We start from the raw sequence: 22,675 nt of genomic DNA on the forward strand, positions 1-22,675 counted from the left end.
GTACGACGCGTTGAAGGTAGGAGGGGGCCCGGCTTTCGTCAATGCTTCTGACAAAGGAAGCCGGTCGTACTCAGACGCTGTGGAGGTGGCCCTCGACGGCGGCGAACGTGGGCTGGCCGGATGCGGTGGCGGCGCGCGCGGTGGCCGACTCACGGCTGAGGGTGGGGCCGACGTGGGTGACGAGCAGCTCGCGCACCCGGGCCTCGCCGGCGATGCGGCCGGCGTCCTCCGGTGTCAGGTGGACCTGTTCGCCGTCGCGATGGACGTCGATGTCGGCCTCGCACAGGAACAGGTCCGCACGGGCGGCGAGTTCGGTGAGCGCGGGGCAGGGGCCGCTGTCCCCGGAGTACGCGAACACGCTGCCCTGGCATTCGGCGCGCAGCCCGTAGGCCTCGGTGCCGTGGGCGACGGCGCGGGCGGTCAGGCGGAGGTTCCAGTGCCGGACGTCGTGGCCGTCGTACAGGTCACGGAAGTCGAGGACGCCCTTGAGGAAGTCGACGTCCGCCCGGCCGAGGAAGCCGGCCAGCCGGCGTGCGCAGCCCTCCGGCGCGTACACCGGGACCGGCGCGGGCGGGGTCATCCCGCCGTGGGCGAACGCGTAGGCGGCGGCGAGCAGATCGGCGCTGTGGTCGGCGTGCAGATGGGAGATCCAGATCGCGGTGAGGCGCGCCGGATCCGTGTGCCGCTGCAACGCGGCGAACGTCCCCGGCCCCGCGTCCACCCACACCTCGGCGCCCCCGCCGGACAGCAGATACCCGGAGCAGGGCCGGTCGGGGCCGGGGTGGGGTGAGGCGGTGCCGAGGACGGTGAGGGTGAGCGGCATGGGAAGGAGCGTACGACGCGAGGGGCCCGGGTCAGGTCAGATCTCCATCACCGCGTCGCAGTCCGGGCAGACCCGGGACGCGTGCTCGCCGGGGTACCACGGCTCGCCGGGGCGCGGGGAAGGCGGCCGGGGGGCTCGGGTCATGGCGAAGGTGTCCTTGCCGCACAAGGTCCGCGGGCCGACGGCGTCGGGCCTGCCGGGGGCGGCGGGCGCCGCGTGCACCCTGCGGGGGAGCGGTTCCGCGTCGGGCGGTCCGTCCGCGGGGGTGCGTGCGGCCACGGGCCGTTCGAACTCGTACACGACGACGATCTCGCTCATGTCTCCACCGTGGGCGCGGTGACCCGGGGCGCCGCGTTCACCCGCGGGTGGCGCTGGGCAGGGCGAGTTCACGGCCGCGGTAGAAGCCCTCGCGCTCCTCGGCGACGTACGGGGCCATGGCCGCGCGCCGCCGCTGCTCCGGCTCGGAGGTCCGCCATGCGTCGCACGCCTCCCGGGAGTCCCAGAAGGAGACCCCGGTGATCTCCTGTCCGTCCTCGGACCAGTAGGCGTAGGCCCGCTGCAGGCCCCGCGGCGCGGGTTCCGGCCGCCACGCCCTCTCGAAGTCCTCGAGCGTGCCCGGCTGAAGGCGGCGCGTCGTCACCCACACGTAGTGCTCCTGCATGGTGGTCTCCTCCGTACCCGATCGGACAGCCCCCCTCTCAGGGGCACCGTAGGCCGGATGCGCCGCTCCCGCCGCCCGGCGACCGCCGGTCGGCCCAGGGTCCGGCCGTACGGGGCCGGTCCTCGGCCGGGGGGTGGTCAGGGCGCGGGCAGCGTGAGCGCCAGGTACAGCACGGCCAGCGGCGGGACCAGCGCACCGAGGGCCAGCCACACGCGCAACGCCGCCCAGCGGCGGGTCCAGGGCAGCAGCCACGCGGTGAACAGGGCCACGCCGGAGAGCGGGCCGCCGATGCGCATCATGCCGTCGATCCAGGCCAGCGCCGTGTCCAGAGCGGCCGGGCAGTGGTCGGGGCCGCAACTGTCCGTGGCCATCACGGACAGTCCGCCGAAGAGGAGGGCGAGGGCGCCGAGCGGAACCATCAGGGCCGTGGCGATCGCCGGGGCCACCCAGCCCCGGGGGTCCCGTCCTCCCCTGCCGGGAGCGGGCGCGGGCGGCGCGATGTGCGAGGTCGTCATACGGCCAGTGAACCGGGGGCGGAGGGCCCGGCACACCGGCCGAACTACTCATCCGCAGGCCGCTCGGCTACTCAGACCCCGGCCCGCCTACGGCCGCGGGCACCGGGGCACCCGCCGGGGTGAACCAGGCGCGTACGGGGGCCGCCGGGGGCCGCCCCGGCACACGCCGGCGCCGCCGGATCCCACCCTCCGGCACCGCGCGGGCCCCGCCGCCATGCCACCCCCTCCGGCACCACCCGGACCTTGCCGCCCGGCCCCCTACGGGCAGGCAGGCGCCGCCGACCCCCACCGGCCCCTAGGCCTCCCGGCGCCGCCCGAGCCCCGTCGGCCCCCTCAGTCCCTCAGCCCCCGGGCACCGCCCGTGCCCCGCCCCTCAGGCGTTCTCCCGCTCCCCCCACTCCGGGTCCCGCCCGCTCAGCGCCACCGCCCGGTCCAGCGGGGGCGCCTCCGGCGGGACCGGGACGACCGGGCCGAAGAGGCCGTCGCGGCGGTTCGGGTCGTCGGCCGCGGCGCGGAGGAAGGCGAGGGCCGAGTCGAGGGCGGCCGGGTCCGGGGTGTAGGCCTGGCCGGTGGCGCGGGCCAGGTCCCAGCCGTGGACCACCAGCTCGTCGGCCACGACGGCGCCCGCGACCGCGCCCGGAAGGTCCACTCCGCCGGCGCGGGTGTCGCCGGTCCAGGCGGCCGGGTCGCGCCAGGCGTCGGCCAGCTCGTCCAGCGCCTTCGGTAGCTCCTCGCGCCAGCCGGGGCCGAGCTCCCAGGGGACGTCGTCCACGTTCGGGCTGGTGTCGGTCGTCGTGCCGAGGTCCTTGCGGGCGGCGTCCCGGAAGGCCACGGACAGCATCAGCAGATGGCCCAGCAGCTGGCGCACCGCCTGGTCCCGGCACGGTGTCGCGGCCGTCAGCTGCGCGTCGGTCACGGACTCGGCGAGCCGGCCCACGATCCTGGTCTGCGGGCCGAGGTCGATCATGGTCATGCTCACTCCTTCGGGGTCGTGCTCCGCGTACCAAGGGCTGACCGGCCGGCGCCCGGAAACTCATCGGTGCGGCGCGCCCGCTCCCACGGCGCACGGCCGCCGCCGAGGCACCAGACGGCGATCACCGGGTCGCACAGCGCGCAGCCGAACGACGCGTCGTGCGCGAAGGGGATGATCGGATGGCCCTTGAGGTGGTGGACGACGTCCCACGCGGTGTGCAGCAGCCAGCCGAGGCCGATGAACGCCCAGGAGTCCAGGCCCTTGTAGGCGACGCAGGTGGCGACCGCCGTGAACGCGAACTCCCAGCCGCCGAGGCCGCCGCCACTGAGGTAGGCGGCTCCGGCTCCGGCCACCATGACCGCGTTGAGGCGGCGCCGGTGGCGTTCCGGGACGAGGGACATGAGGGTGACGTAGAGCAGGCCGACGAGAAGGGGGGCGAGGTAGCGCATGCGGCCGACGGTAGGGTTCCGGGCCCGGGCGCCCCAGGGGCCTCGGTGCCAGGTTCCGACGGATTGTCGCCGCCGCGCCCGCCGCCCACCGTCCGTCACATCGCTCGTACCCCTCGCTCCCCCGCACGCGACGACCGCGCGCGCATAGGGCATCCGCCCGATCCGCGGGCCCCCGCCTTAGACCCACGATGACCGGGCATGACGACTTCGCCGACCCTGTTCCGCGTGCTGCGCGACCGCAACGCGCGGCTGTATGTGACCGCCCTGGTGGTGTCCGGCTTCGGCACCTCCTCGCTGTGGCTGGCGTCGGGTGTCTGGGTGAAGGAGCTGACCGGCTCCGACGGCCTGGCCGCCCTGTGCCTGCTGGCGATGTGGGCGCCCACCCTGGCCGGCCCGGCCCTGGGCACGCTCGCCGACCGCCTGCCGCGCAGGCCCCTGCTGATCGCCCTGGACCTCGGTCTGGCGGCCCTGCTGCCCGCCCTCTTCGCCGTCGGCTCCCCCGGCCGCCTGTGGCTGCTGTTCACCGTCCTGTTCCTCTACGGCACCGCCGGGGTCGTCCACGACGCCGCCGGGTCGGCACTGGTGACCACCGTGGTGGGCCCGGAGCTGCTCGGTGACTTCAACGGGCTGCGGACGGCCGTCACGGAGGGGATGAAGCTCGTCGCCCCGCTGACCGGGGCGGGTCTCTACACGGTGTACGGCGGTCCGGCCGTGGCCTGCCTGGACGCCGCCACCTTCGTGCTGGCCGCCGGGCTGTGCGGCCTGCTGCGGGTGCGCGAGGAGCGCCCCGCCCGGTCCGGCGGGAGCCGGCGGAGGCAGACCGCGGAGGGCGTCCGGCACGTGTGGGGCCACCCACTGCTGCGCCCGCTGGTCCGGGCGGGCGGTACGACCATGCTGCTGACCGCGCTGGGCAGCACGACGCTGTACGCCGTGGTCGACCGCCTCGGCCACTCCCCCGCCTACACGGGCGTGCTGTACGCCGTCCAGGGCGCCGGCTCGGTGGCCGCCGGGCTGCTCGCCGGGCCGGCGCTGCGGCGCCTGGGCGTGCGGCGCCTCGCGGCGGCCGGGATCGCGCTGACGGGGGTCGCGGTGGCGGCGCGGGCGGTGCCGTCGGACCCGGTGGCCTGGGCCTGCAGCGCGGCGGGCGGTCTGGGGCTGCCCTGTGTGCTGATCGCCGCGCTGACCGCGGTGCAGCGGGAGACCCCCGGCCCGCTGCTCGGCCGGGCGACGGCCACCGCCCACACGCTTCTCTTCACCCCGAATGTGCTGGGCCTCGCTCTCGGGGCCGGCCTGGTCGAGCTGGCCGGCCCCGCGCTGCTGCTGCCGCTGTACGGGCTGGCGCTGCTGCTGACGGCGCTGCCGCTGGCTCAGCGCGCGGAGAGTGCCTCGCGGACCGCCGCCAGGTCCCCGTCGGAGGCCAACCCGGCGTGATACAGCCGCAGTTCCGTCGCGCCGTCGGCACGCGCGCGTGCCGCGTCCGCCGCGAGCGTGCCGGGGCTGCCGCCCATGCCGGAGACGACCGTGAGGTTGGCGGCCAGCACCGTCCCCGCCCGCGCCCGCCCGGCGAAGGGCGCGAGCAGGGCCGTACCGCCGGTGCAGGGCACCACGACGCCGTCGGCCACGGACAGGATGTGCGCGGGGTCGACGCCCGCGTTGGCGCCGCAGTGGTGGGTGACCGGGTCGGCGTGCAGCAGCACCTGGAAGCCGTCGGGTGCGGCGGCGCGTACGGCGGCGACGGCCTCCTCCTGGAGGGTACGGGCGGCGGTGTCGCGCCACGCGCGCGTGGCGGCCGCCGTGTCCTCGCCGAGCAGCTTCTCCACGGTGGGCCAGCCCTCGTCGTCGGCCGTGCACCGCCACAGCGGCTCCAGGGCCTCGCGTACGGCCGCGGCGAGCGCGTCGGCGTCCAGGCCCCGGTCGCCGTAGCCGGTCCGGCAGGACGGGCAGAAGCAGAGGGACATCAGGTACTGCCCGGCGTCCCCGAGGGCGACGCCGGCCGTCTTGTCGTGGGCGTGCAGGTGCGCCAGCCCGTACCAGCCGAGGGACTCCAGTTCGGTGCCGTGCGCGCCGGAGCGTACGGCGGCCTCGGCGGCCAGGTCGACCAGGTACGCGCGCGTGGCGGGCTGGGCGACGCAGGGCGCCCACGGGTAGCGGTCGCCGTAGGCGTTGACGACGCAGATGTCGGGGTGTTCGGCGCCCAGGCGGGAGTTGTGGGCGAGGACGACCCAGGTGTGCACCTCCAGGCCGGCCGCGGCGAGGGCGCCGGCGGCCCGGCCGTAGGCGTCGCCGGGGGCCCAGCGGCCGGCGGGGTGGGGGCGCAGGCCGCGGCCCGCCCAGCGGTCGCCCGGCGGGTAGAGGACGGCCGCGTACTCGGCGGTGACGATGCGGTGGCGGGGGTGGCGGGGGGTGAGGGCACGCGTGGAGTGGTAGGCGGCTGCCAGGGTCACCTGCTCCACGCCGAGCCCGGCGATCCGCTCGGGGGCGGCGGGGTCCCCGTCCACGTCCCAGGGGTAGACGAACGCCGACGCCTTCACGCGTCCTCCTCCAGCAGTTCGTAGCCGCGTTCGATCAGCTGGGCGAGCTGTTTGACGTGGTCCTCGGCCGGTTCGTGCAGCGGGGGCCGGACCTCGCCGACGTCCAGGCCGCGCAGCCGCACCCCGGCCTTGACGAGGGAGACGGCGTAGCCGGGGCCCTGGGCGCGCAGCTCCACGAACGGGCGGTAGAACCCGTCGAGGAGGCGGTGCGCGGTGGGCAGGTCGCCGGTCCGCAGCGCACGGTGGAAGGCGAGGGCGATCTCCGGGACGAAGCAGAACACCGCCGAGGAGTAGAGGGTGATGCCGAGGGCGCGGTAGGCGAGCTGGGTCTGCTCGGCGGTGGGCAGGCCGTTGAAGTAGAGGAAGTCGCCGGGGGCCTCGGTGCGGACGGCGCTGACGACGCGCTGCACGAGGTCCAGGTCGCCGAGGCCGTCCTTGAGGCCGATGACGCCCGCGGTGCGGGCCAGTTCGACGACGGTGGACGGGGTGAGGACCGCGTTGTCGCGCTGGTAGACGATGACGGGCAGCTCGGTGGCCGCGGCGATCTCCCGGTAGTGGCGCAGCAGGCCCTCCTGCCCGGCGAGGACGAGGTACGGCGGCAGGGCGAGGACGCCGTCGGCGCCCGCGCCGGCGGCGAGGTGCGCGTAGCGGACGGCGAGCGCGGTGCCGTAGCCGGCGCCCGCGACGACCGGGACGCGCCCCTCGGCCGCCTCGACGGCCGCCCGGACGCAGGCCTCGAACTCCTCCGGCAGCAGCGCGTGGAACTCCCCGGTGCCGCAGGCGGCGAAGACGGCGGCGGCACCGGCCGCCACGCCCCGGCGCACATGGGTGCGGTAGACGTCCAGGTCGAGTGCGCCGTCGGGGCCGTAGGCCGTGACGGGGAAGAAGAGCGGCCCGCCGGGGTCTCGGAGCCGTTCGGTCAGAGGGGCTGGCGTCACGGGCTCTCCCTTGGGACACGCCGGTGCAGGATGCCGATCCGGTGCACGTTTCTGATCCACGTCCATATTTCTGAACGCCACCACGCTAAAGCGCCTTCTTGCGGCAGGTCAAGCAGGCCAATCCGCCCGACAGGAACGAATCGGCTGCCGTCACGCGGCACTTGACGGTGCCTGGTGAACTCTCTAGCGTGTCCACGTATGTGAATAACAGCCACAAGGAGAACCGAGGATGCCCGCTCCCCGTACGATCCTGCTCACCGGCGCCGCCGGCGGGCTCGGCACCCTGATGCGGTCCCTGCTGCCGGAGTACGGCTACACGCTGCGCCTGCTGGACGTGCGGAGCATCGAGGGCGAGCCGGAGGCGATCACCGCCGACCTCGCCGACAGGGAGGCGCTGCGCGAGGCGGTGCGGGGCGTGGACGCGGTCCTGCACCTCGCGGGGATCTCCCTGGAGGCGCCCTTCGAGAAGATCCTGCGGTCGAACATCGAGGGCACCTACAACCTGTACGAGGCCGCCCGCCAGGAGGGCGTGCCGCGGATCGTCTTCGCCTCCTCCAACCACGCCGTCGGCTTCACCCGGGCCCCGCGCGCGGGCGAGCCGCTGATCCCCGTCGACACCCCGCGCCGCCCCGACACCTTCTACGGCCTGTCGAAGTCCTTCGGCGAGGACCTGGCCCAGCTCTACTGGGACAAGCACGGCCTGGAGACCGTCTCCGTGCGCATCGGCTCCTGCTTCCCCGAGCCCACCAGCGTCCGCATGCTCTCGCTGTGGATGAGCCCGGCCGACGGCGCCCGCCTCTTCCACGCGGCCCTGACCGCCGAGGAGGTCGGCCACACGGTGGTCTACGGCTCCTCCGCCAACACCCGCCTGTGGTGGGACCTGACCACCGCGCGCTCGCTCGGCTACGAGCCGCAGGACGACTCCGAGCCCTACGCCGAGAAGCTCGTCGCCGAACAGGGCGAGCCGGACCCGGAGAACCCGGCCCACAGCCGGCTGGGCGGCCACTTCGTGAACGACCCGCCGATCTGGCCGTACTGACCCCTCGCCGGACCGCCGGCCGGCTCCCGGCGGCGGCCGGCGCCGCCCCTGGGGAGCCCCGGCGGCCGGAAACGATCGTCCACGCGCGCGGGCGGGCACCGAACGGGCCCGCCCGCCGCCGTGTCCGGGCATCCGCCGTGCCCGCTCCCCCTCCGCCCCGGACAGCCGCGCAGGTCCGCGGCGCGGGCCCGACCCGCGCGAAGCGGGCACAAGCGGGCAGCATCGGGCCCGCAACAGGCCTGGTCGGCGGCGCGCACCGGCGGTAGAACTTCCCCCATGGGCCCGAACGGGCGGTTCCGCAGGGAAGTGGGTGACGACATGGCCACCAGGACGACGGAAGAACGCCGGCGCGAGATCGTGCGGGCCGCCCGCGCCACCGGCTCGGTGGACGTCACCGCGCTGGCCGCCGCCCTCGGCGTGGCCAAGGAGACCGTCCGGCGCGACCTGCGCGCCCTGGAGGACCACGGCCTGGTCCGCCGCACCCACGGCGGCGCCTACCCGGTGGAGAGCGCCGGCTTCGAGACGACCCTCGCCTTCCGCGCCACCAGCCATGTCCCCGAGAAGCGCCGGATCGCCGCCGCGGCGGCCGAGCTGCTGGGGGACGCCGAGACGGTCTTCGTCGACGAGGGCTTCACCCCGCAGCTCATCGCCGAGGCACTGCCCAGGGACCGGCCGCTGACCGTGGTCACCGCGTCCCTGCCGGTCGCGGGCGCCCTCGCGGAGGCCGACCGGGTCTCCGTGCTGCTGCTCGGCGGCCGGGTCCGCCCGGGCACGCTGGCCACCGTCGACCACTGGACGACGAAGATGCTGGCCGGATTCGTGATCGACCTCGCCTACCTCGGGGCCAACGGCATCTCCCGCGAACACGGCCTGACCACCCCCGATCCCGCGGTCGGCGAGGTCAAGGCACAGGCTGTCCGCGCCGCCCGCCGCACGGTCTTCGCGGGCGTGCACACCAAGTTCGGCGCGGTCGGCTTCTGCCGGTTCGCGGAGATCGGCGCGCTGGAGACGATCGTGACCAGCACGCTCCTCCCGGCCGCCGAGGCCCACCGCTACTCCCTGCTGGGCCCGCAGGTCATCCGCGTCTGATCCGCCGAACGCCCGTCCCCGCAGGGCGTTCCCCACCCGCTTACGCCCCTTTACTCCCCTTATGCCCCCGTACTTCGCATACCTCCAGGAGCGATCCATGCGCACCCCGAGCCGACGGAGGCCGCGAGCCACGCTCGCCCTGGCCGCCGCAGGGACGCTGCTCGCCCCGCTGCTCTCCGGCTGCTGGGCCGGTGCCGGCGGGACCGGTTCCGGCGGCGACGCCATCAACGTCCTGATGGTCAACAACCCCCAGATGACCGAGCTGCAGAAGCTGACCGCCGCCCACTTCACCAACGACACCGGCATCAAGGTCAACTTCACGGTCCTGCCCGAGAACGACGTCCGCGACAAGATCAGCCAGGACTTCGCCAACCAGGCCGGCCAGTACGACGTGGCCACCCTGTCCAACTACGAGATACCGATCTACGCCCGCAACGGCTGGCTGCACGAGATGGACTCGTACGTCGCGAAGGACCCGTCGTACGACGAACAGGACGTCCTGAAGCCGATGCGCCAGTCCCTCACCGGCGACGACGGCAGACTCTACGGGCAGCCCTTCTACGGCGAGTCGTCCTTCCTCATGTACCGCAAGGACGTGTTCGCGGCGAAGGGCCTGACGATGCCCGCCCGTCCCACCTGGCGGCAGGTCGCCGACCTGGCCGCGAAGGCGGACGGCGCCCGGCCCGGCATGCGGGGCATCTGCCTGCGCGGACTGCCCGGCTGGGGCGAGCTGACGGCACCGCTCACCACCGTCGTGAACACCTTCGGCGGCACCTGGTTCGACAAGGACTGGAAGGCCCGGCTCGACTCCCCCGCCTTCGAGGAGGCGACGAAGTTCTACGTCGGCCTCGTCCGCGCGCACGGCGAGTCCGGCGCCGCCCAGTCCGGTTTCGCCGAGTGCCTGAACAACATGACCCAGGGCAAGGTCGCCATGTGGTACGACGCCACCTCCGCGGCCGGACTGCTGGAGGCGCCCGGGTCCCCGGTCAGGGGGAAGCTGGGCTACGCGCCCGCCCCCGTCGAGCGCACCGGGTCCTCCGGCTGGCTCTACACCTGGGCGTGGGGCATCCAGCAGTCCTCCCGCAACCCCGACAAGGCCTGGAAGTTCGTCTCCTGGGCGTCGGGCAAGGGCTACGAGCAACTGGTCGGCGAGACCAGCGGCTGGTCGAACGTCCCGGCCGGCAAACGGGCGTCGACCTACGCCCACGCCGACTACCGCGCCTCGGCCGCCGCGTTCCAGGAGATGACCAGGAAGGCCATCGAGAGCGCCCGGCCGGACGACCCCGGCGTGCAGCCGCGGCCCGCGCCCGGCATCCAGTTCGTCGGCATCCCCGAGTTCACCGACCTCGGCACCAGGGTCTCCCAGGAGATCAGCGCGGCCATCGCCGGACGCCGTTCCGTGGAGGCCGCCTTGAGGACATCGCAGGCGCTCGCCGAGAAGATCTCGAAGGAGTACGAGGGACGATGACAGCGACGACCACGGCCCCCCTCGCGGCCGCCCCCGGGAGAACGGCCCGGCAGCCCTCGGCCCGGCTGCGCGCCTGGGCCACCCGCGCCCCGCTGCTGCCCGCCCTCGTCTTCATGATCGCGGTCACCCAGCTGCCGTTCGTGGCCACGCTGGTGATCTCCTTCTTCGACTGGAACGCCCTCTACCCCAAGGCGCGGCACTTCACCGGACTGGACAACTACCGCCAGGTGCTGACCGACGCGGACCTGCGCCACTCCGTGTGGACGACCGTGCTGCTCACGGCCGCGGTCGTGCTCGCCAGCCTCGTCCTGGGCCTCGCGCTGGCGCTGCTGCTGGACCGGCGCTTCCGCGGCCGGGGCGTCGTCCGCACCCTGCTCATCGCGCCCTTCCTGGTGGTGCCGGTGGCCGCCGCCCTGCTCTGGAAGCATGTGCTCTACAACCCCGAATACGGCTTGCTCAACGGGTTGCTGCACTATGTGGGCGGCCCACAGCCGGACTGGGTCTCGCGCACCCCGCTGCTCGCGGTCGAGGCCTCCCTGGTGTGGCAGTGGACGCCGTTCATGATGCTGATCCTGCTGGCCGGCCTGCAGAGCCGGGACCAGCAGCAGATCGAGGCCGCCCGGGTGGACGGCGCGGGCGACTGGCAGATCTTCCGCCACCTGACCCTCCCGCACCTGCGCCGCTACCTCGAACTCGGCGCCCTGCTGGGCTCGATCTACATCGTCCAGAACTTCGACGCGGTCTTCACGATCACGTCCGGCGGGCTCGGCACCGCCAACCTTCCCTACACCGTCTACCAGAGCTTCTACCAGGCCCACGAGAACGGCCTGGCCTCGGCCGCCGGCGTCCTCGTCGTCATCGGCTCGATCGTCATCGCGACCTTCGCGCTGCGCGTGGTGTCGTCCCTGTTCCGCGAGGAGGTGTCCCGCGCATGAACGCCGTACTGCGCCGTCACGGGCTCGGCCTGCTGGCCTGGCTCGCCGGGATCGTGTTCTTCCTGCCGATCGCGTGGATGGCCCTGACGTCCTTCCACTCCGAGGCGGACGCGGCGACGAACCCGCCGTCCTTCACCGCCTCGCCGACCCTCGACGGCTACCGCGAGTTCTTCGGCAGCGGCGGGGCCGGCCCGTGGCCCGCGCTCGTCAACTCCGCGGTGGCCTCGGTCGGCTCCACGCTCCTCGTCCTCGTGCTGGCCCTCCCGGCGGCCTACGCGCTGTCGATCCGGCCGGTGAGGAAGTGGACGGACGTCCTGTTCTTCTTCCTCTCCACGAAGATGCTGCCGGCCGTGGCGGGCCTCCTCCCCCTCTACCTGTTCGCCAGGAACACCGGGCTGCTCGACAACATCTGGCTGCTGGTCGTCCTCTACACGTCCATGAACCTGCCGATCGCGGTGTGGATGATGCAGTCCTTCCTCGCCGAGGTGCCCGTCGCGGTCATCGAGGCGGCGCGGGTCGACGGCGCCCGGCTGCCGACGGTCCTCGCGCGCGTGGTGGCCCCGATCGCCCTGCCCGGCATCGCCGCCACCGCCCTGATCTGCTTCATCTTCAGCTGGAACGAACTGCTCTTCGCCCGGGTGCTCACCGGCGTGGTCGCCGAGACCGCCCCCGTCTTCCTGACCGGCTTCATCACCAGCCAGGGCCTGTTCCTGGCCAAGGTGTGCGCCGCGTCGCTCGTCATCTCCCTGCCGGTGCTCGCCGCGGGGTTCGCCGCCCAGGACAAGCTGGTCCAGGGCCTGTCGTTGGGAGCCGTCAAATGAAGGCCGCCGTCATCGAGTCCGTGGGCCGCGCCGTCGTCACCGAGGTCCCCGACCCGACGCCCGGCCCCCGCGAGGTCGTCGTCGAGGTCGCGGCGTGCGGCCTGTGCGGCACCGACCTGCACATCCTCCAGGGCGAGTTCGCGCCGAAGCTGCCGATCGTCCCCGGACACGAGTTCGCGGGCGAGGTCGTGGGGACCGGCGCCCAGGTCACGGAGGTGTCGGTGGGCGACCGGGTCGCGGTGGACCCGTCCCTGTACTGCCACGAATGCCGGTACTGCCGCACCGGCCACAACAACCTGTGCGAGCGGTGGGCCGCGATCGGCGTGACGACGGCGGGCGGCGCGGCGCGCTACGCGGTCGCCCCGGTCGCCAACTGCGTGAAGCTGCCCGAGCACGTGCGCACCGAGGACGCGGCCCTGGTGGAGCCCCTGTCCTGCGCGGTCCGCGGCTACGACGTACTGCGCTCCCGGCTCGGCGCCCACGTGCTGGTCTACGGCTCCGGAACCATGGGTCTGATGATGCTGGAGCTGGCCAAGCGGACGGGCGCGGCGAGCGTGGACGTGGTCGACGTCAACCCCGCCCGGCTGGAGACGGCCCGCCTCCTCGGCGTCTCGGCCGCCGCGGCGCACGCTGACGAACTGGACCGGCCGCAGGGCTGGGACGTGGTGGTCGACGCGACCGGCAACGCGGCGGCGATCCAGGACGGTCTGGACCGGGTGGCGAAGGCCGGTACGTTCCTGCAGTTCGGGGTGGCGGACTACGCGACCCGGGTGACGATCGACCCGTACCGGATCTACAACCAGGAGATCACGATCACCGGCTCCATGGCGGTGCTGCACAGCTTCGAGCGGGCGGCGGAGCTGTTCGCGAACGGGGTGCTCGACCCGGCCGTCTTCATCAGCGACCGGATCCCGCTGGAGCGGTACCCGCAGGCGCTGGAGCAGTTCGCGGCGGGGGTGGGACGGAAGATCGTGGTGGTGCCGTAGGCCGTTCGGCGGGTTCCGGCCGGTAAGGGAACGGTAAAGCGGTGTCGTTCGTTCACCCGGCATGACAGCTATGACCCCTGGCTCGAACATCCCTCTCCCGGCCGCGCGCGTGACGGTGGACGTGTCCGCTCCGGTGCGGCTCGACGTGTCGGGCCTGCTGCTCACCGGCGACGGCAAGGTGCGGTCCGACGACGATTTCATCTTCTACAACCAGCCCACGGGACCGGGCGTGACGTACCGGTCGGGTGGCGGTACGGCGCCTGACGCGGTCACGGTCGACACCGCCGCCGTGCCGCCGGAGATCGAGAAGATCGTCGTCACGGCCAGTCCGGACGCGGCCGGGCAGACCTTCCAGGGCATCGAGCCGACGGCCACGATCCGGGACGAGGACGGGGGCGCCGTGCTGGCGACGTTCACTCCGCCGCAGCTCGGCACCGAGACCGCGCTGGTCGTCGTGGAGATCTACCGCCGGGGCGGCCAGTGGAAGGCGCGGGCCGTCGGCCAGGGGTACGCCGACGGGCTCGCGGGCATCGCGACGGACTTCGGCGTGACGGTGGAGGAGCCGGCCGCCGCCCCGCCGCAGCCGGCCGCCGCCCCCGCGGCCCCGCCGCAGCCGGTCAGTCCGCCTCCGGCCGCCGTACAGCCGCCGGCCGCCCCGCCCGCGCCCCCGATGCCCGCGGCCGCGCCCGCGCCGGGTGCCGGGAAGATCAACCTGGACAAGGGCCGGGTCAGCCTGCAGAAGAACCAGACCGTGTCCCTCGTCAAGGGCGGCCGGCCGCTGCTGTCGCAGGTGCGGATGGGCCTCGGCTGGGAGCCGGCGTTCCGGGGCAAGGACATCGACCTGGACGCCTCGGTCATCGCCTACGGCCCGCAGCGCAACCACATCGACAGCTGCTACTTCGGCAAGCTGACGATCCTGAACGGCGCGGTCCGCCACTCCGGGGACAACCTGACCGGTGAGGGCGGGGGCGACGACGAGGTCATCACGGTCGACCTCGGCCGGCTGCCCCAGGAGGTCACCGGGCTGGTGTTCACGGTCAACTCGTTCTCCGGGCAGAAGTTCACGGAGGTCGCGAAGGCCTACTGCCGGCTGGTCGACGCGGCTACCGGCGAGGAGCTGGTCCGCTTCGACCTCACCGGTGCGGAGCCGCAGACGGGCGTGATGATGGCCAAGCTGATCCGCCAGTTCTCCGGGGAGTGGGACATGACGGCGATGGGCGACTTCGTGAAGGCCCGCACGGTGCGGAACATGGTGGACCCGGGGGCCCGAGCGCTGTAGGCCGACGCGCCCCGGCGTGTCCGAGGCCGCCGCGCGCCCTGCCGGCGCGGGCGGCCCCCGGCCGTCGCCTCAGCCGCTGCGCAGTCCCTCCGCCAGCAGGCGCAGATAGCGGCGGATCTCCCCCGCCTCCCCCTGCGCCAGCTCCGCCGCCATGGCCACGCCGTGCGCCAGGCGCAGGACCTCGATCGGCTGCACATCGGCCCGCAGCGAGCCCTCGGCCTGTGCCGCGTCCACCAGCCGGGCCGCCGCGCCCTTCACGACGGTCCCGCAGGCCGGCGGTGCCGCCGCGCCGCTCCCGTCCGTCACCGCCGAGCTGAGCAGGGCCTTCATCCCCCGCACCTGGAGGGTGGCGACCGCCAGCTCGTACAGCCACTCCGTGAGCGCCTCGCCCGGCGGCAGTTCCTTCGCCAGCTCGCCGGCGCGCACGCCGAGCGCCTCGATCCGGTCGACGTACGCCGCCTCCAGCAGCGTCCGGCGGGTCGGGAAGTGCCGGTAGAGCGTGCCCGAGCCGACGCCGGCCCGCTTGGCGATGTCGTCGAGCGAGGCGTTCTCGCCGTGCTCGGCGAAGGCCTCCGCCGCCACCTTCAGCAAGCGCTCGTAGTTGCGCCGAGCGTCCGCGCGCATGGGCCTGCCCTGCGTCATCGACTCACTCCTTGCAGACCGGGGACCCTCTCCACAGCTTATCGAGCAGGCATGCGGAGACCATCCCCGGTTGCTGTGGGTGCGCCCGGCTCTCCGCTCAGGCCTGCCACGGCCAGTGACCGTCCCGGCCGCTCTCCAGCAGCGGGACGATCCGGAACGCGGCGTCGGAGAGGCCGCCGAAGGTGTGCCGGTTGCCCGTGCCCGAGGGGCCGTGGCCGGCGCGGTAGCCCTCCAGGTTCCAGGTGTAGACCGGGACGTGGTCCGGGATCTGGGCGACGGGGTCGCCGTGCCGGTGCGGGGTGTACTGCTCGTCGGTGACGATCAGCACCCGGTCGTGGCCCCGGTAGTGCCGGCGCACCGCCTCGGTGGTGTCGGTCCCGCCGAGGTCGCCGAAGCGCTCCAGGACCTTCAGCACCGACTCGCCCGTGCGGAACGGCACCTCGGCGCTGGTCGAGCCGAACTGCACGAGGTCGGCGTCGGCCGCCCGCAGGGCGAGGGCGGTGCCGAAGACCGCCGCCGCGTCGGCCCGGCTGAGCCGGGAGCGCTCGGAGACCCGCGACCAGAACATGGAGCCGGAGCGGTCGACCAGCACGAGGGTGCGGCCCGGCAGCGCGGGCACGTTGGCCAGCGAGTGGCCGAGCGCCTGCTCCAGCGGGTACGACCAGCGCAGCGAGGGCGCGTGCTGGTACGCGGCGAGGTAGCGGAAGGGGAACTGCCGCGAGCGGCGCACCTCGTGGGGATCGCCGATCCGCGCGGCGGCCCGGGCGGCGACCTCGTCCGACACCCCGGCCTCGTCGAAGTTGCGCAGGTTGCGGACGAGCGCCATCGTGCCCATGGACGGGATCACGGCCTCCCAGGCCGCCCTGTCCATCGGCCCCTGGAGCCAGCCGGCCAGCGCCTCCCAGGTGATACCGGCCGCCGCAAGCCGCTCGGCGCCGTCGGGCGAGGTGACGACCTCACGCCGCCGCTCGACGGGCAGCGCCGTCAGCTCGCGGTGCAGGCCGAGCGCCGGCAGCGAGGCGGGCGGCACGGCGGTGTCCGGGTGGTGGCGCCGGTCGAGCGCGTACCGGAACAGGTCGCCCTGCCACGGCTTGCCGGGGTCCGGCGCGGCGTGCACCAGGTTGAGGACGTCGCCGAAGCGGTAGCCCTTGGACGCGGTGTCGTACTTGAGCAGGGACCGGGCGTGGTAGAGCCGTCGTACGGCGTCGGCGATGCCGCGCTTGACGGGCTTGGGGACGGCGCGGCCGTACGTCGACGTCCAGTACGCGAGCAGTTCCCCGGGCTCGTCGGGGCGCTGCAGCACCGAGGCCACGACCTGCCGGTTCGACGGACCGTCGGTGGCCCCGGCCGCGAGCCGTGCGTGCACGTACTCGGCGGCGCCGACGAGCGACGCGGTGCGCATGCTGCCGTCGCCGCGCAGCCAGCCGAGCAGGCCGGCCGTCCACTCCGGGTCGCGGACGGCGAGGTCGCGGACGAGGCGGGTGAAGCGGGTGTCGCGGTCCCCGGCGCTCTCGTAAAAGGTGTCCGCGAGGAAGTGGGACACGGCCAGCAGGAACAGCTCCGAGCGCGGATCGCGCTCATGGCCCAGGCCGCCCTGGTGGGTGCGCAGGGTGCGGCCCGTGGACGTCACGGCCGACGTCGGCCGCGCCTTGGCGGCACGCGTGTTGAATCGCGCCATGGTGAATTCCCCCGAATTCGTTACCGTTCCGGAGGGAGGCGCAACAAATGGAGGGTGCCCGAGGTCGGAATTCGGCGACGGACTTTAGCCGGATGCTCCACCTGTTGAGCTACACCGACCCGAAGTCGGTGACGAGATTCGAACCCGCAACCTTCCGGTCCAGTGAAGTAACCGCTGCCTGCGCACCGGACACCCACCATGAGCTGCGCCTCCCGAGATCATGTCGGCCGCGGTCGGTGATTTCCGGGAAAGGGAAGTAACCGCTGCCCTCGCACCGGGAGGTGCGTGACGTTCCGATCTCACTGTAGGAGGCGCAGCTTCGGGCGTGCGAGCGAATTAACGAGCGCTCGTGCCGTTGCCGCTCTGCCGTTACCGCGGGTGGTTCACGGCTTCCGCCTCACCGCTTGTGCCGCTTCCAGGGGCCGGTGATGGCGAGCATGATGCCGGGCGTCTGGATGTTGGCGAAGAGGGTCCTGCCGTCGGGCGAGAAGGTGACGCCGGTGAACTCGCTGTACTCCGGCGCCTGCGCGGTGCCGATGTTCAGCTCGTTGCGGGCGATGGGGTACGTCCGGCCGCTCTCGGTGGCGCCGAACAGGTGCTGGACGCCCTCGCCGTCCTCGGCGATGACCAGGCCGCCGTACGGGGAGACGGTGATGTTGTCGGGGCCGTCGAAGGCGCCGTCCTCGGCCGGGGCCGGGTTGACGCCGAACAGCACCTTCAGGGTCAGCGTGCGGCGCTTGGGGTCGTAGAACCAGACCTGGCCGTCGTGCTGGACCGGGCTCTCCGAGCGGGCGAAGGAGGAGACGACGTAGACGCCGCCGTCGCCCCACCACATGCCCTCCAGCTTGCGGGCGCGGGTCACCTGGCCGTCGGTGAACTGCTTGCGCACCGAGACGGTCCGGGCGTCGCGGTCCGGGACGTCCACCCAGTCGACGCCGTACACGGTGCCGGTCCTGGTGGCGCGGGATAGGTCGTCGACGAACTTGCCGCCGGAGTCGAAGCACTTGAACGCCTGGAGCACGCCCGCGTCGTCGGCGAGGGTGCGCAGCCTGCCGCGGCCGTGGCGGAAGCCCTCCGGCGGGGTCCAGCGGTAGAACAGGCCGTTGGGGCCGGAGGCGTCCTCGGTGAGGTAGAGGTGACCGCGCCCGGGGTCGACCACGACGGCCTCGTGGGCGTAGCGGCCCAGGGCCTTGACCGGCTTGGGGTCACGGTTGGCCCGGCGGTCCTCCGGGTCGACCTCGAAGACGTAGCCGTGGTCCTTGGTGAAGCCGTTCTTGCCGGCCTTGTCCTCGGTCTCCTCGCAGGTCAGCCAGGTGCCCCAGGGGGTTCTGCCGCCCGCGCAGTTGGTGGCGGTGCCGGCGATGCCCACCCACTCGGCGACCTGGCCGCCGCGGCGGACCTCGACGACGGTGCAGCCGCCGGCCGCCGCCGGGTCGTAGACCAGGCCCTCGGTGAGCGGGACCGGGTGCGGCCAGTTGGCGCGGGCGCCGGCCAGCTCGTGGTTGTTGACGAGCAGGGTGGTGCCGCGGGGGCCCTCGAAGGTGGCGGTGCCGTCGTGGTTGGACGGGGTGAACTCGCCGGACTCCAGCCTGGTCCTGCCGCTGTAGGTGATGATCTCGTAGCGGAAGCCGGCGGGCAGGGCGAGGATGCCGTTCGGGTCGGCGATCAGCGGGCCGTAGCCGACGCCGTGGTGGTGGCCCCCGTGCGCGGAGTCGGTCCCGGCGCTGTCGTCGTCCGTGGCGGCGAGGGCGTTCGGCGCCGTGGCGAGGGCGCCGACGCTGCCCGCGAGGGCGACCCCGGCACCGGTGATCGCGGATTTTGTGGCGAAGTCCCTGCGGGTGAGCGACATGGTGTCTCCTGTGACGACGGGCGGGCAGTGCCGTGGAGGGTGGGGGGCCTCGGTTCGGCGCACACGCTCCCGTCCACCTGTGAACGGGAGTTGAACGCCGGACTACCGCCGGGGCGCATGTTCCATGAATCCGTCTGCACTGCCCCATCGCCGGGGAAAGCACCCGGGACGGTCGCCGGGAAAGCAGCCGGACCGTAACCGGGAACGCACCGGGAACGGTCAACGGGGAGAGGACCCGGGGCCGGGCCGTCGCAGGGAAGGCACCCGGGCCGACGCAGGAAGAGCACCCGTGCCGTCACCGGGGAGAGCGACAGCGGGAGCGACCGGCCGGTTCCGCACCGGCCGGGACGTCAGTTCCCTTGCTGTGAGCGCGCCTTGAACGCGGCCTTGCGGGCCTCCTTGGCCACCTTCTTGTCGGGGTGGAGGCGGCCCATCGCGTCCAGCACCTCGGCGGTGGCGGGGTGCTCCACCCGCCAGGCCGCCGCGAAGAACCCGCTGTGCTGCGCGGCGAGCCCCTCGACCAGGGCCTGCAGTTCCTCGGAGTTGCCCTCGGCCGCCAGCTGTGCGGCCAGCGTGTCGACGGTCAGCCAGAACACCATGTCCTCGGACGGTGCCGGCACCTCGGCGGCGCCCCGCTCGCTGAGCCAGACCCGGGCGAGTCCGCCCAGCTCGGGGTCGTCCAGCACCTCGCGCAGCGCGGGCTCGGCCTCCGTGCCCAGCAGGGACAGCGCCTGCTGGCAGCACAGCCTGCGCAGCGGGGCGTCGGCGTCCGCGCCACGGGCCGCGGCGAGCAACTCCCGGGCGGCCGAGAGGGGTTCGCGGCGGGCGAGCCACTGCTCGGTCTCGGCGCGGGCGGCGGACCGGCCGAACCGGGCGGTGCCGTCGAGCAGCGCGTCCGCGCCCTTGTCGGCCAGCTCCCCGACGACCGGGGCGGCGAACCCGGCCTCCAGCAGCCGGGCGCGCAGCCCGTACACGCCGAGCGGGGTGAGCCGGACCATGCCGTAGCGGGAGACGTCGGTGTCGTCCAGCGCGGCGGGTTCCTCGTCGGCGTCGGCCATCAGCGCCTCGTCCACCGGCTGGTAGGCGACGAGCCCGACCGGCTCCAGCGCCCGGAACTGGTCGTCCAGCCGCATCATGGCGTCGGAGACCTGCTCCAGGACGTCGTTGGTGGGCTCGCCCATGCCGTCGGGGACGATCATGGAGGCGGCGAGGGCGGGCAGCGGGACGGGGGCGTCGCCCGGGCCGTCCTCACTGACGGTCAGCAGGTAGAGGTTGCCGAGGACGCCGTCGAGGAACTCCGCCTCTGCCTCGGGGTCCCAGTCGAGTGACGAGAAATCGACCTCGCCGCCGTCGTCCAGCGCGTCGACCAGGTCGTCCAGGTCGGGGACGGCCGCGTCGGCGATGACGGTCTCCAGGGCGGCGAGCCACACGGTGAGCACGTCGCTCGGGGAGCCGCCGGTGAGCAGCGTCAGCTCCTTGCCGGCCCGGACGGTGCCGGCCTCCTCGTCCGCGATCTCGACCAGGCCGGTGTCCACGGCGACCCGCCAGGCCTCGCCGGCGTACGCGGCGGCGTCGTCACCGGTGAGTCCGAGCAGTTCGGCGGCGGCCGGCAACTGCTCCTCGGCCAGCCCGCCGCCGGCGTCCACGCGGGTGTCGGGGCCGGCCCAGCGGGCGAGGCGGGCGGCTCGGGAGAGCACCGGCGTGGACAGCGCGGCGCGTGCCAGCTCCGCTTCGGGGTGCAGCCGTACGGGCGGCAGGGGGGAGCTGTCTGACATCGGCTGGTTCTCCTCGGACCGTGAACGGGCTCAGCCGCTCAGCCTAGACGGATTTCCACCCATGCCGCCCGGTTCATCTCCCCGTAAGCAGCCGTACATGGCCGAAACCTTGACAACTCCCCGCGCCAGGCAGGAGATTGACGCGCGTAGAAGTTGGGGGGACAACTGTTCACTCGGCTCTATGCGTGTCACGCAGGGCCACGAGCCCGGCACGCTCCCGTTCCACCCTCGTCCCGGCGCATCGTCACGTCCCCGGAGGGATCCCCTTGCCGAGCAGGTCTTCCGCGCGCCTCGCCGCGCTCACCGTCGCCGCCGTCTGTTCCGCCGCGTCGGCCGTCGTCCTCACCTCGCCCGCCCACGCCGACTCGGTGCGGGTCCACGACATCCAGGGCACGACCCGGGTGTCCCCGTTCGCGGGACAGAAGGTGTCGGACGTGCCCGGCGTCGTCACGGCCACGCGCACCTACGGCTCCTCCAAGGGGTTCTGGCTCCAGGACCCGACGCCGGACGACAACCCGGCCACCAGCGAGGGCGTGTTCGTCTTCACCAGCTCGACGCCGAAGGTCGCGGTCGGTGACGCGGTGACGGTGACCGGAACGGTCTCCGAGTACGTCCCGGGCGGCACCTCGTCGGGGAACCAGTCGGTGACGGAGATCACCAAGCCGACGGTCACCACGGTCTCCACCGGCAACGCGGTCCCGGCGCCGGTCGTCGTGGACGAGGACGCGGTGCCGGACGCGTACGCCCCGGCGGGCGACAGCGCCGCTGCGGGCTCGATCAACGGTCTCGCGCTGGACCCGTCGGCGTACGCCCTGGACTACTACGAGTCCCTGGAGGGCATGAACGTCCAGGTCGGCGACGCCCGCGTGGTCACCGCGACCGACCCGTACAGCGAGCTGTGGGTCACCGTGAAGCCGTGGGAGCACCGCAGCCACCGCGGCGGCACGGTCTACGGCTCCTACGACGCGCAGAACACCGGCCGGCTCCAGATCCAGTCGCTGGGCGCGACCGCCGACTTCCCGAAGGCGGACGTCGGCGACACCCTCCGGGGCGCCACCACCGGCCCGCTGGACTACAACCAGTTCGGCGGCTACACCCTGGTCGCGAGCAGGCTCGGCACGCTGGAGAGCGGCGGCCTGGAGCGCGAGACGACGCAGAAGCAGTCGGGCCGCGAGCTGGCGGTGGCGACGTACAACGTGGAGAACCTCGACCCGTCGGACGCCACTTTCGACAAGCACGCCTCCGCGATCGTGCACAACCTCCAGTCGCCGGACATCGTGTCGCTGGAGGAGATCCAGGACAACAACGGCGCCAAGGACGACGGGACGGTCGACGCGGACCGGACCGTGACCAAGCTGATCGACGCGATCGCGGCGGCGGGCGGCCCGACGTACGACTGGCGCTCGATCAACCCGGTCAACGACCAGGACGGCGGCGAGCCCGGCGGCAACATCCGCCAGGTGTTCCTGTTCAACCCGGAGCGGGTCTCCTTCACGGACCGCGCGGGCGGCGACTCGACCACCCCGGTCGGCGTCACCAAGGTGCACGGCAAGGCGCAGCTGACGGCCTCCCCGGGCCGGATCGACCCGGCGAACGCGGCCTGGAACAACAGCCGCAAGCCGCTCGCGGGCGAGTTCGTCTTCCGCGGCAAGACCGTCTTCGTGATCGCCAACCACCTCAACTCCAAGGGCGGCGACCAGGGGCTGACCTCGCAGTACCAGCCGCCGGTGCGCAGCTCGGAGATCCAGCGGCACGCGCAGGCGACGGCGGTGAACGCGTTCGTCAAGGACATCCTGTCCGTGCAGAAGAACGCGGAGGTCGTCGCGCTCGGCGACATGAACGACTTCGAGTTCTCGGGGACCGCGAAGATCCTGGAGGGCGACGGCGAGCTGTGGTCGGCGATCAAGTCGCTGCCCAGGAGCGAGCGCTACACCTACGACTACCAGGGCAACCAGCAGGTCCTGGACCAGATCCTGGTCAGCCCGGCGATCCGCCGCGGCTGCGACTTCGCGTACGACAGCGTGCACATCAACTCGGAGTTCCACGACCAGATCAGCGACCACGACCCGCAGGTGCTGCGGTTCCGTCCCTGAGCAGACGGCGGGGGGGGGGGGGGGGGGGGGGGGGGGGGGGGGGGGGGGGAGAGGGGAGGGGGGGGGGGGGGGGGGGGGGGGGGGGGGGTGTTGGGGGGGGGCGGGGGCCCCCCCCCGTGCCGGGTGGGCGG

21 protein-coding genes are annotated in these 22,675 nt (G+C 73.5%); 9 read left to right on the forward strand and 12 right to left on the reverse strand.

The genetic code is table 11. The annotated features are described in order from the left end of the window. Positions 1-70 precede the first annotated feature (70 nt). From ACZ4VF_RS08240 to ACZ4VF_RS08265, 6 genes are all read right to left on the reverse strand, one after another. The gene (locus ACZ4VF_RS08240; protein WP_467923903.1) at positions 71-823 is read right to left on the reverse strand and encodes an MBL fold metallo-hydrolase; all 753 of its coding nucleotides are present in this window, start codon (positions 821-823) and stop codon (positions 71-73) included. A gap of 36 nt (positions 824-859) precedes the next feature. Next, positions 860-1,141, reverse strand: a complete 282-nt coding sequence (locus ACZ4VF_RS08245; RefSeq protein ID WP_467923905.1) for a hypothetical protein — start codon at positions 1,139-1,141, stop codon at positions 860-862. 37 nt (positions 1,142-1,178) lie between these two features. Next, the gene (locus ACZ4VF_RS08250) at positions 1,179-1,484 is read right to left on the reverse strand and encodes a hypothetical protein (RefSeq protein ID WP_467923907.1); all 306 of its coding nucleotides are present in this window, start codon (positions 1,482-1,484) and stop codon (positions 1,179-1,181) included. 137 nt (positions 1,485-1,621) lie between these two features. Then, the gene (locus tag ACZ4VF_RS08255; RefSeq protein ID WP_467923909.1) at positions 1,622-1,999 is read right to left on the reverse strand and encodes a hypothetical protein; all 378 of its coding nucleotides are present in this window, start codon (positions 1,997-1,999) and stop codon (positions 1,622-1,624) included. 373 nt (positions 2,000-2,372) lie between these two features. Then, complete coding sequence (locus ACZ4VF_RS08260; RefSeq protein WP_467923911.1) at positions 2,373-2,972, reverse strand: TIGR03086 family metal-binding protein; 600 nt, start codon at positions 2,970-2,972, stop codon at positions 2,373-2,375. 2 nt (positions 2,973-2,974) lie between these two features. Continuing rightward, positions 2,975-3,421, reverse strand: a complete 447-nt coding sequence (locus ACZ4VF_RS08265; RefSeq protein WP_467923913.1) for a DUF6010 family protein — start codon at positions 3,419-3,421, stop codon at positions 2,975-2,977. 198 nt (positions 3,422-3,619) lie between these two features. On the opposite strand from ACZ4VF_RS08265, the gene ACZ4VF_RS08270 reads away from it, so the two are divergent. Beyond that, positions 3,620-4,852, forward strand: coding sequence for an MFS transporter (locus ACZ4VF_RS08270; protein WP_467923915.1), 1,233 nt, complete (start codon positions 3,620-3,622; stop codon positions 4,850-4,852). Here ACZ4VF_RS08270 and ACZ4VF_RS08275 read toward each other — a convergent pair. Both ACZ4VF_RS08275 and ACZ4VF_RS08280 read right to left on the reverse strand, forming a co-directional pair. Beyond that, positions 4,789-5,952: a hypothetical protein gene (locus ACZ4VF_RS08275; protein WP_467923917.1), complete on the reverse strand. Its 1,164-nt coding sequence runs from the start codon at positions 5,950-5,952 to the stop codon at positions 4,789-4,791. The two genes, ACZ4VF_RS08270 and ACZ4VF_RS08275, sit on opposite strands and share 64 nt — an antisense overlap. Continuing rightward, positions 5,949-6,890 carry a 5-dehydro-4-deoxyglucarate dehydratase gene (locus ACZ4VF_RS08280; protein WP_467923919.1) on the reverse strand — a complete coding sequence of 314 codons (942 nt, stop codon included), beginning with the start codon at positions 6,888-6,890 and terminating at the stop codon, positions 5,949-5,951. The genes ACZ4VF_RS08275 and ACZ4VF_RS08280 overlap by 4 nt, the downstream gene beginning before the upstream one ends. A 229-nt stretch (positions 6,891-7,119) precedes the next feature. On the opposite strand from ACZ4VF_RS08280, the gene ACZ4VF_RS08285 reads away from it, so the two are divergent. The 7 genes from ACZ4VF_RS08285 (at position 7,120) to ACZ4VF_RS08315 (ending at position 14,507) form a co-directional block, all read left to right on the forward strand. Next, positions 7,120-7,929 carry an NAD-dependent epimerase/dehydratase family protein gene (locus tag ACZ4VF_RS08285; protein WP_467923921.1) on the forward strand — a complete coding sequence of 270 codons (810 nt, stop codon included), beginning with the start codon at positions 7,120-7,122 and terminating at the stop codon, positions 7,927-7,929. Between the two features lie 318 nt (positions 7,930-8,247). After that, positions 8,248-9,018: a DeoR/GlpR family DNA-binding transcription regulator gene (locus ACZ4VF_RS08290; RefSeq protein WP_467925566.1), complete on the forward strand. Its 771-nt coding sequence runs from the start codon at positions 8,248-8,250 to the stop codon at positions 9,016-9,018. Positions 9,019-9,115: 97 nt separating this feature from the next. Next, positions 9,116-10,486 (forward strand): ABC transporter substrate-binding protein, encoded by a 1,371-nt coding sequence (locus ACZ4VF_RS08295; protein ID WP_467923923.1) that lies wholly within the window; start codon positions 9,116-9,118, stop codon positions 10,484-10,486. After that, positions 10,483-11,421: a carbohydrate ABC transporter permease gene (locus tag ACZ4VF_RS08300; RefSeq protein ID WP_467923925.1), complete on the forward strand. Its 939-nt coding sequence runs from the start codon at positions 10,483-10,485 to the stop codon at positions 11,419-11,421. The genes ACZ4VF_RS08295 and ACZ4VF_RS08300 overlap by 4 nt, the downstream gene beginning before the upstream one ends. Beyond that, the gene (locus ACZ4VF_RS08305) at positions 11,418-12,242 is read left to right on the forward strand and encodes a carbohydrate ABC transporter permease (RefSeq protein WP_467923927.1); all 825 of its coding nucleotides are present in this window, start codon (positions 11,418-11,420) and stop codon (positions 12,240-12,242) included. Before ACZ4VF_RS08300 ends, ACZ4VF_RS08305 begins: the two co-directional genes overlap by 4 nt. Further along, positions 12,239-13,228, forward strand: coding sequence for a zinc-dependent alcohol dehydrogenase family protein (locus ACZ4VF_RS08310; RefSeq protein ID WP_467923929.1), 990 nt, complete (start codon positions 12,239-12,241; stop codon positions 13,226-13,228). Before ACZ4VF_RS08305 ends, ACZ4VF_RS08310 begins: the two co-directional genes overlap by 4 nt. 70 nt (positions 13,229-13,298) lie before the next feature. Further along, positions 13,299-14,507 (forward strand): TerD family protein, encoded by a 1,209-nt coding sequence (locus ACZ4VF_RS08315; RefSeq protein WP_467923931.1) that lies wholly within the window; start codon positions 13,299-13,301, stop codon positions 14,505-14,507. A 69-nt stretch (positions 14,508-14,576) separates the two neighbouring features. On the opposite strand, the gene ACZ4VF_RS08320 is transcribed toward ACZ4VF_RS08315, so the two are convergent. From ACZ4VF_RS08320 to ACZ4VF_RS08335, 4 genes are all read right to left on the reverse strand, one after another. Beyond that, the gene (locus ACZ4VF_RS08320; RefSeq protein ID WP_467923933.1) at positions 14,577-15,149 is read right to left on the reverse strand and encodes a TetR/AcrR family transcriptional regulator; all 573 of its coding nucleotides are present in this window, start codon (positions 15,147-15,149) and stop codon (positions 14,577-14,579) included. A 97-nt stretch (positions 15,150-15,246) separates the two neighbouring features. Then, positions 15,247-16,827: a TROVE domain-containing protein gene (locus ACZ4VF_RS08325; RefSeq protein ID WP_467923935.1), complete on the reverse strand. Its 1,581-nt coding sequence runs from the start codon at positions 16,825-16,827 to the stop codon at positions 15,247-15,249. Positions 16,828-17,224: 397 nt separating this feature from the next. Further along, positions 17,225-18,676: an alkaline phosphatase PhoX gene (locus tag ACZ4VF_RS08330; RefSeq protein ID WP_467923937.1), complete on the reverse strand. Its 1,452-nt coding sequence runs from the start codon at positions 18,674-18,676 to the stop codon at positions 17,225-17,227. A gap of 350 nt (positions 18,677-19,026) precedes the next feature. Then, positions 19,027-20,451 carry a hypothetical protein gene (locus ACZ4VF_RS08335; RefSeq protein WP_467923939.1) on the reverse strand — a complete coding sequence of 475 codons (1,425 nt, stop codon included), beginning with the start codon at positions 20,449-20,451 and terminating at the stop codon, positions 19,027-19,029. Positions 20,452-20,717: 266 nt separating this feature from the next. Here ACZ4VF_RS08335 and ACZ4VF_RS08340 point away from each other — a divergent pair, with 266 nt between their 5' ends. Further along, the gene (locus ACZ4VF_RS08340) at positions 20,718-22,544 is read left to right on the forward strand and encodes an endonuclease/exonuclease/phosphatase family protein (protein WP_467923941.1); all 1,827 of its coding nucleotides are present in this window, start codon (positions 20,718-20,720) and stop codon (positions 22,542-22,544) included. Positions 22,545-22,675: the final 131 nt, after the last annotated feature.

It is taken from the genome of Streptomyces sp. NPDC029151 (assembly GCF_055564315.1).

What these genes read in the sequence shown, in the direction of transcription:
- ACZ4VF_RS08245 (WP_467923905.1), bottom strand. Translation starts at nt 1,141, where the DNA reads ATGAGCGAGATCGTCGTCGTGTACGAGTTCGAACGGCCCGTGGCCGCA.
- ACZ4VF_RS08240 (WP_467923903.1), bottom strand. Translation starts at nt 823, where the DNA reads ATGCCGCTCACCCTCACCGTCCTCGGCACCGCCTCACCCCACCCCGGC.
- ACZ4VF_RS08270 (WP_467923915.1), top strand. Translation starts at nt 3,620, where the DNA reads ATGACGACTTCGCCGACCCTGTTCCGCGTGCTGCGCGACCGCAACGCG.
- ACZ4VF_RS08310 (WP_467923929.1), top strand. Translation starts at nt 12,239, where the DNA reads ATGAAGGCCGCCGTCATCGAGTCCGTGGGCCGCGCCGTCGTCACCGAG.
- ACZ4VF_RS08305 (WP_467923927.1), top strand. Translation starts at nt 11,418, where the DNA reads ATGAACGCCGTACTGCGCCGTCACGGGCTCGGCCTGCTGGCCTGGCTC.
- ACZ4VF_RS08315 (WP_467923931.1), top strand. Translation starts at nt 13,299, where the DNA reads ATGACCCCTGGCTCGAACATCCCTCTCCCGGCCGCGCGCGTGACGGTG.
- ACZ4VF_RS08255 (WP_467923909.1), bottom strand. Translation starts at nt 1,999, where the DNA reads ATGACGACCTCGCACATCGCGCCGCCCGCGCCCGCTCCCGGCAGGGGA.
- ACZ4VF_RS08300 (WP_467923925.1), top strand. Translation starts at nt 10,483, where the DNA reads ATGACAGCGACGACCACGGCCCCCCTCGCGGCCGCCCCCGGGAGAACG.
- ACZ4VF_RS08325 (WP_467923935.1), bottom strand. Translation starts at nt 16,827, where the DNA reads ATGGCGCGATTCAACACGCGTGCCGCCAAGGCGCGGCCGACGTCGGCC.
- ACZ4VF_RS08320 (WP_467923933.1), bottom strand. Translation starts at nt 15,149, where the DNA reads ATGACGCAGGGCAGGCCCATGCGCGCGGACGCTCGGCGCAACTACGAG.
- ACZ4VF_RS08330 (WP_467923937.1), bottom strand. Translation starts at nt 18,676, where the DNA reads ATGTCGCTCACCCGCAGGGACTTCGCCACAAAATCCGCGATCACCGGT.
- ACZ4VF_RS08285 (WP_467923921.1), top strand. Translation starts at nt 7,120, where the DNA reads ATGCCCGCTCCCCGTACGATCCTGCTCACCGGCGCCGCCGGCGGGCTC.
- ACZ4VF_RS08290 (WP_467925566.1), top strand. Translation starts at nt 8,248, where the DNA reads ATGGCCACCAGGACGACGGAAGAACGCCGGCGCGAGATCGTGCGGGCC.
- ACZ4VF_RS08250 (WP_467923907.1), bottom strand. Translation starts at nt 1,484, where the DNA reads ATGCAGGAGCACTACGTGTGGGTGACGACGCGCCGCCTTCAGCCGGGC.
- ACZ4VF_RS08295 (WP_467923923.1), top strand. Translation starts at nt 9,116, where the DNA reads ATGCGCACCCCGAGCCGACGGAGGCCGCGAGCCACGCTCGCCCTGGCC.
- ACZ4VF_RS08265 (WP_467923913.1), bottom strand. Translation starts at nt 3,421, where the DNA reads ATGCGCTACCTCGCCCCCCTTCTCGTCGGCCTGCTCTACGTCACCCTC.
- ACZ4VF_RS08260 (WP_467923911.1), bottom strand. Translation starts at nt 2,972, where the DNA reads ATGACCATGATCGACCTCGGCCCGCAGACCAGGATCGTGGGCCGGCTC.
- ACZ4VF_RS08335 (WP_467923939.1), bottom strand. Translation starts at nt 20,451, where the DNA reads ATGTCAGACAGCTCCCCCCTGCCGCCCGTACGGCTGCACCCCGAAGCG.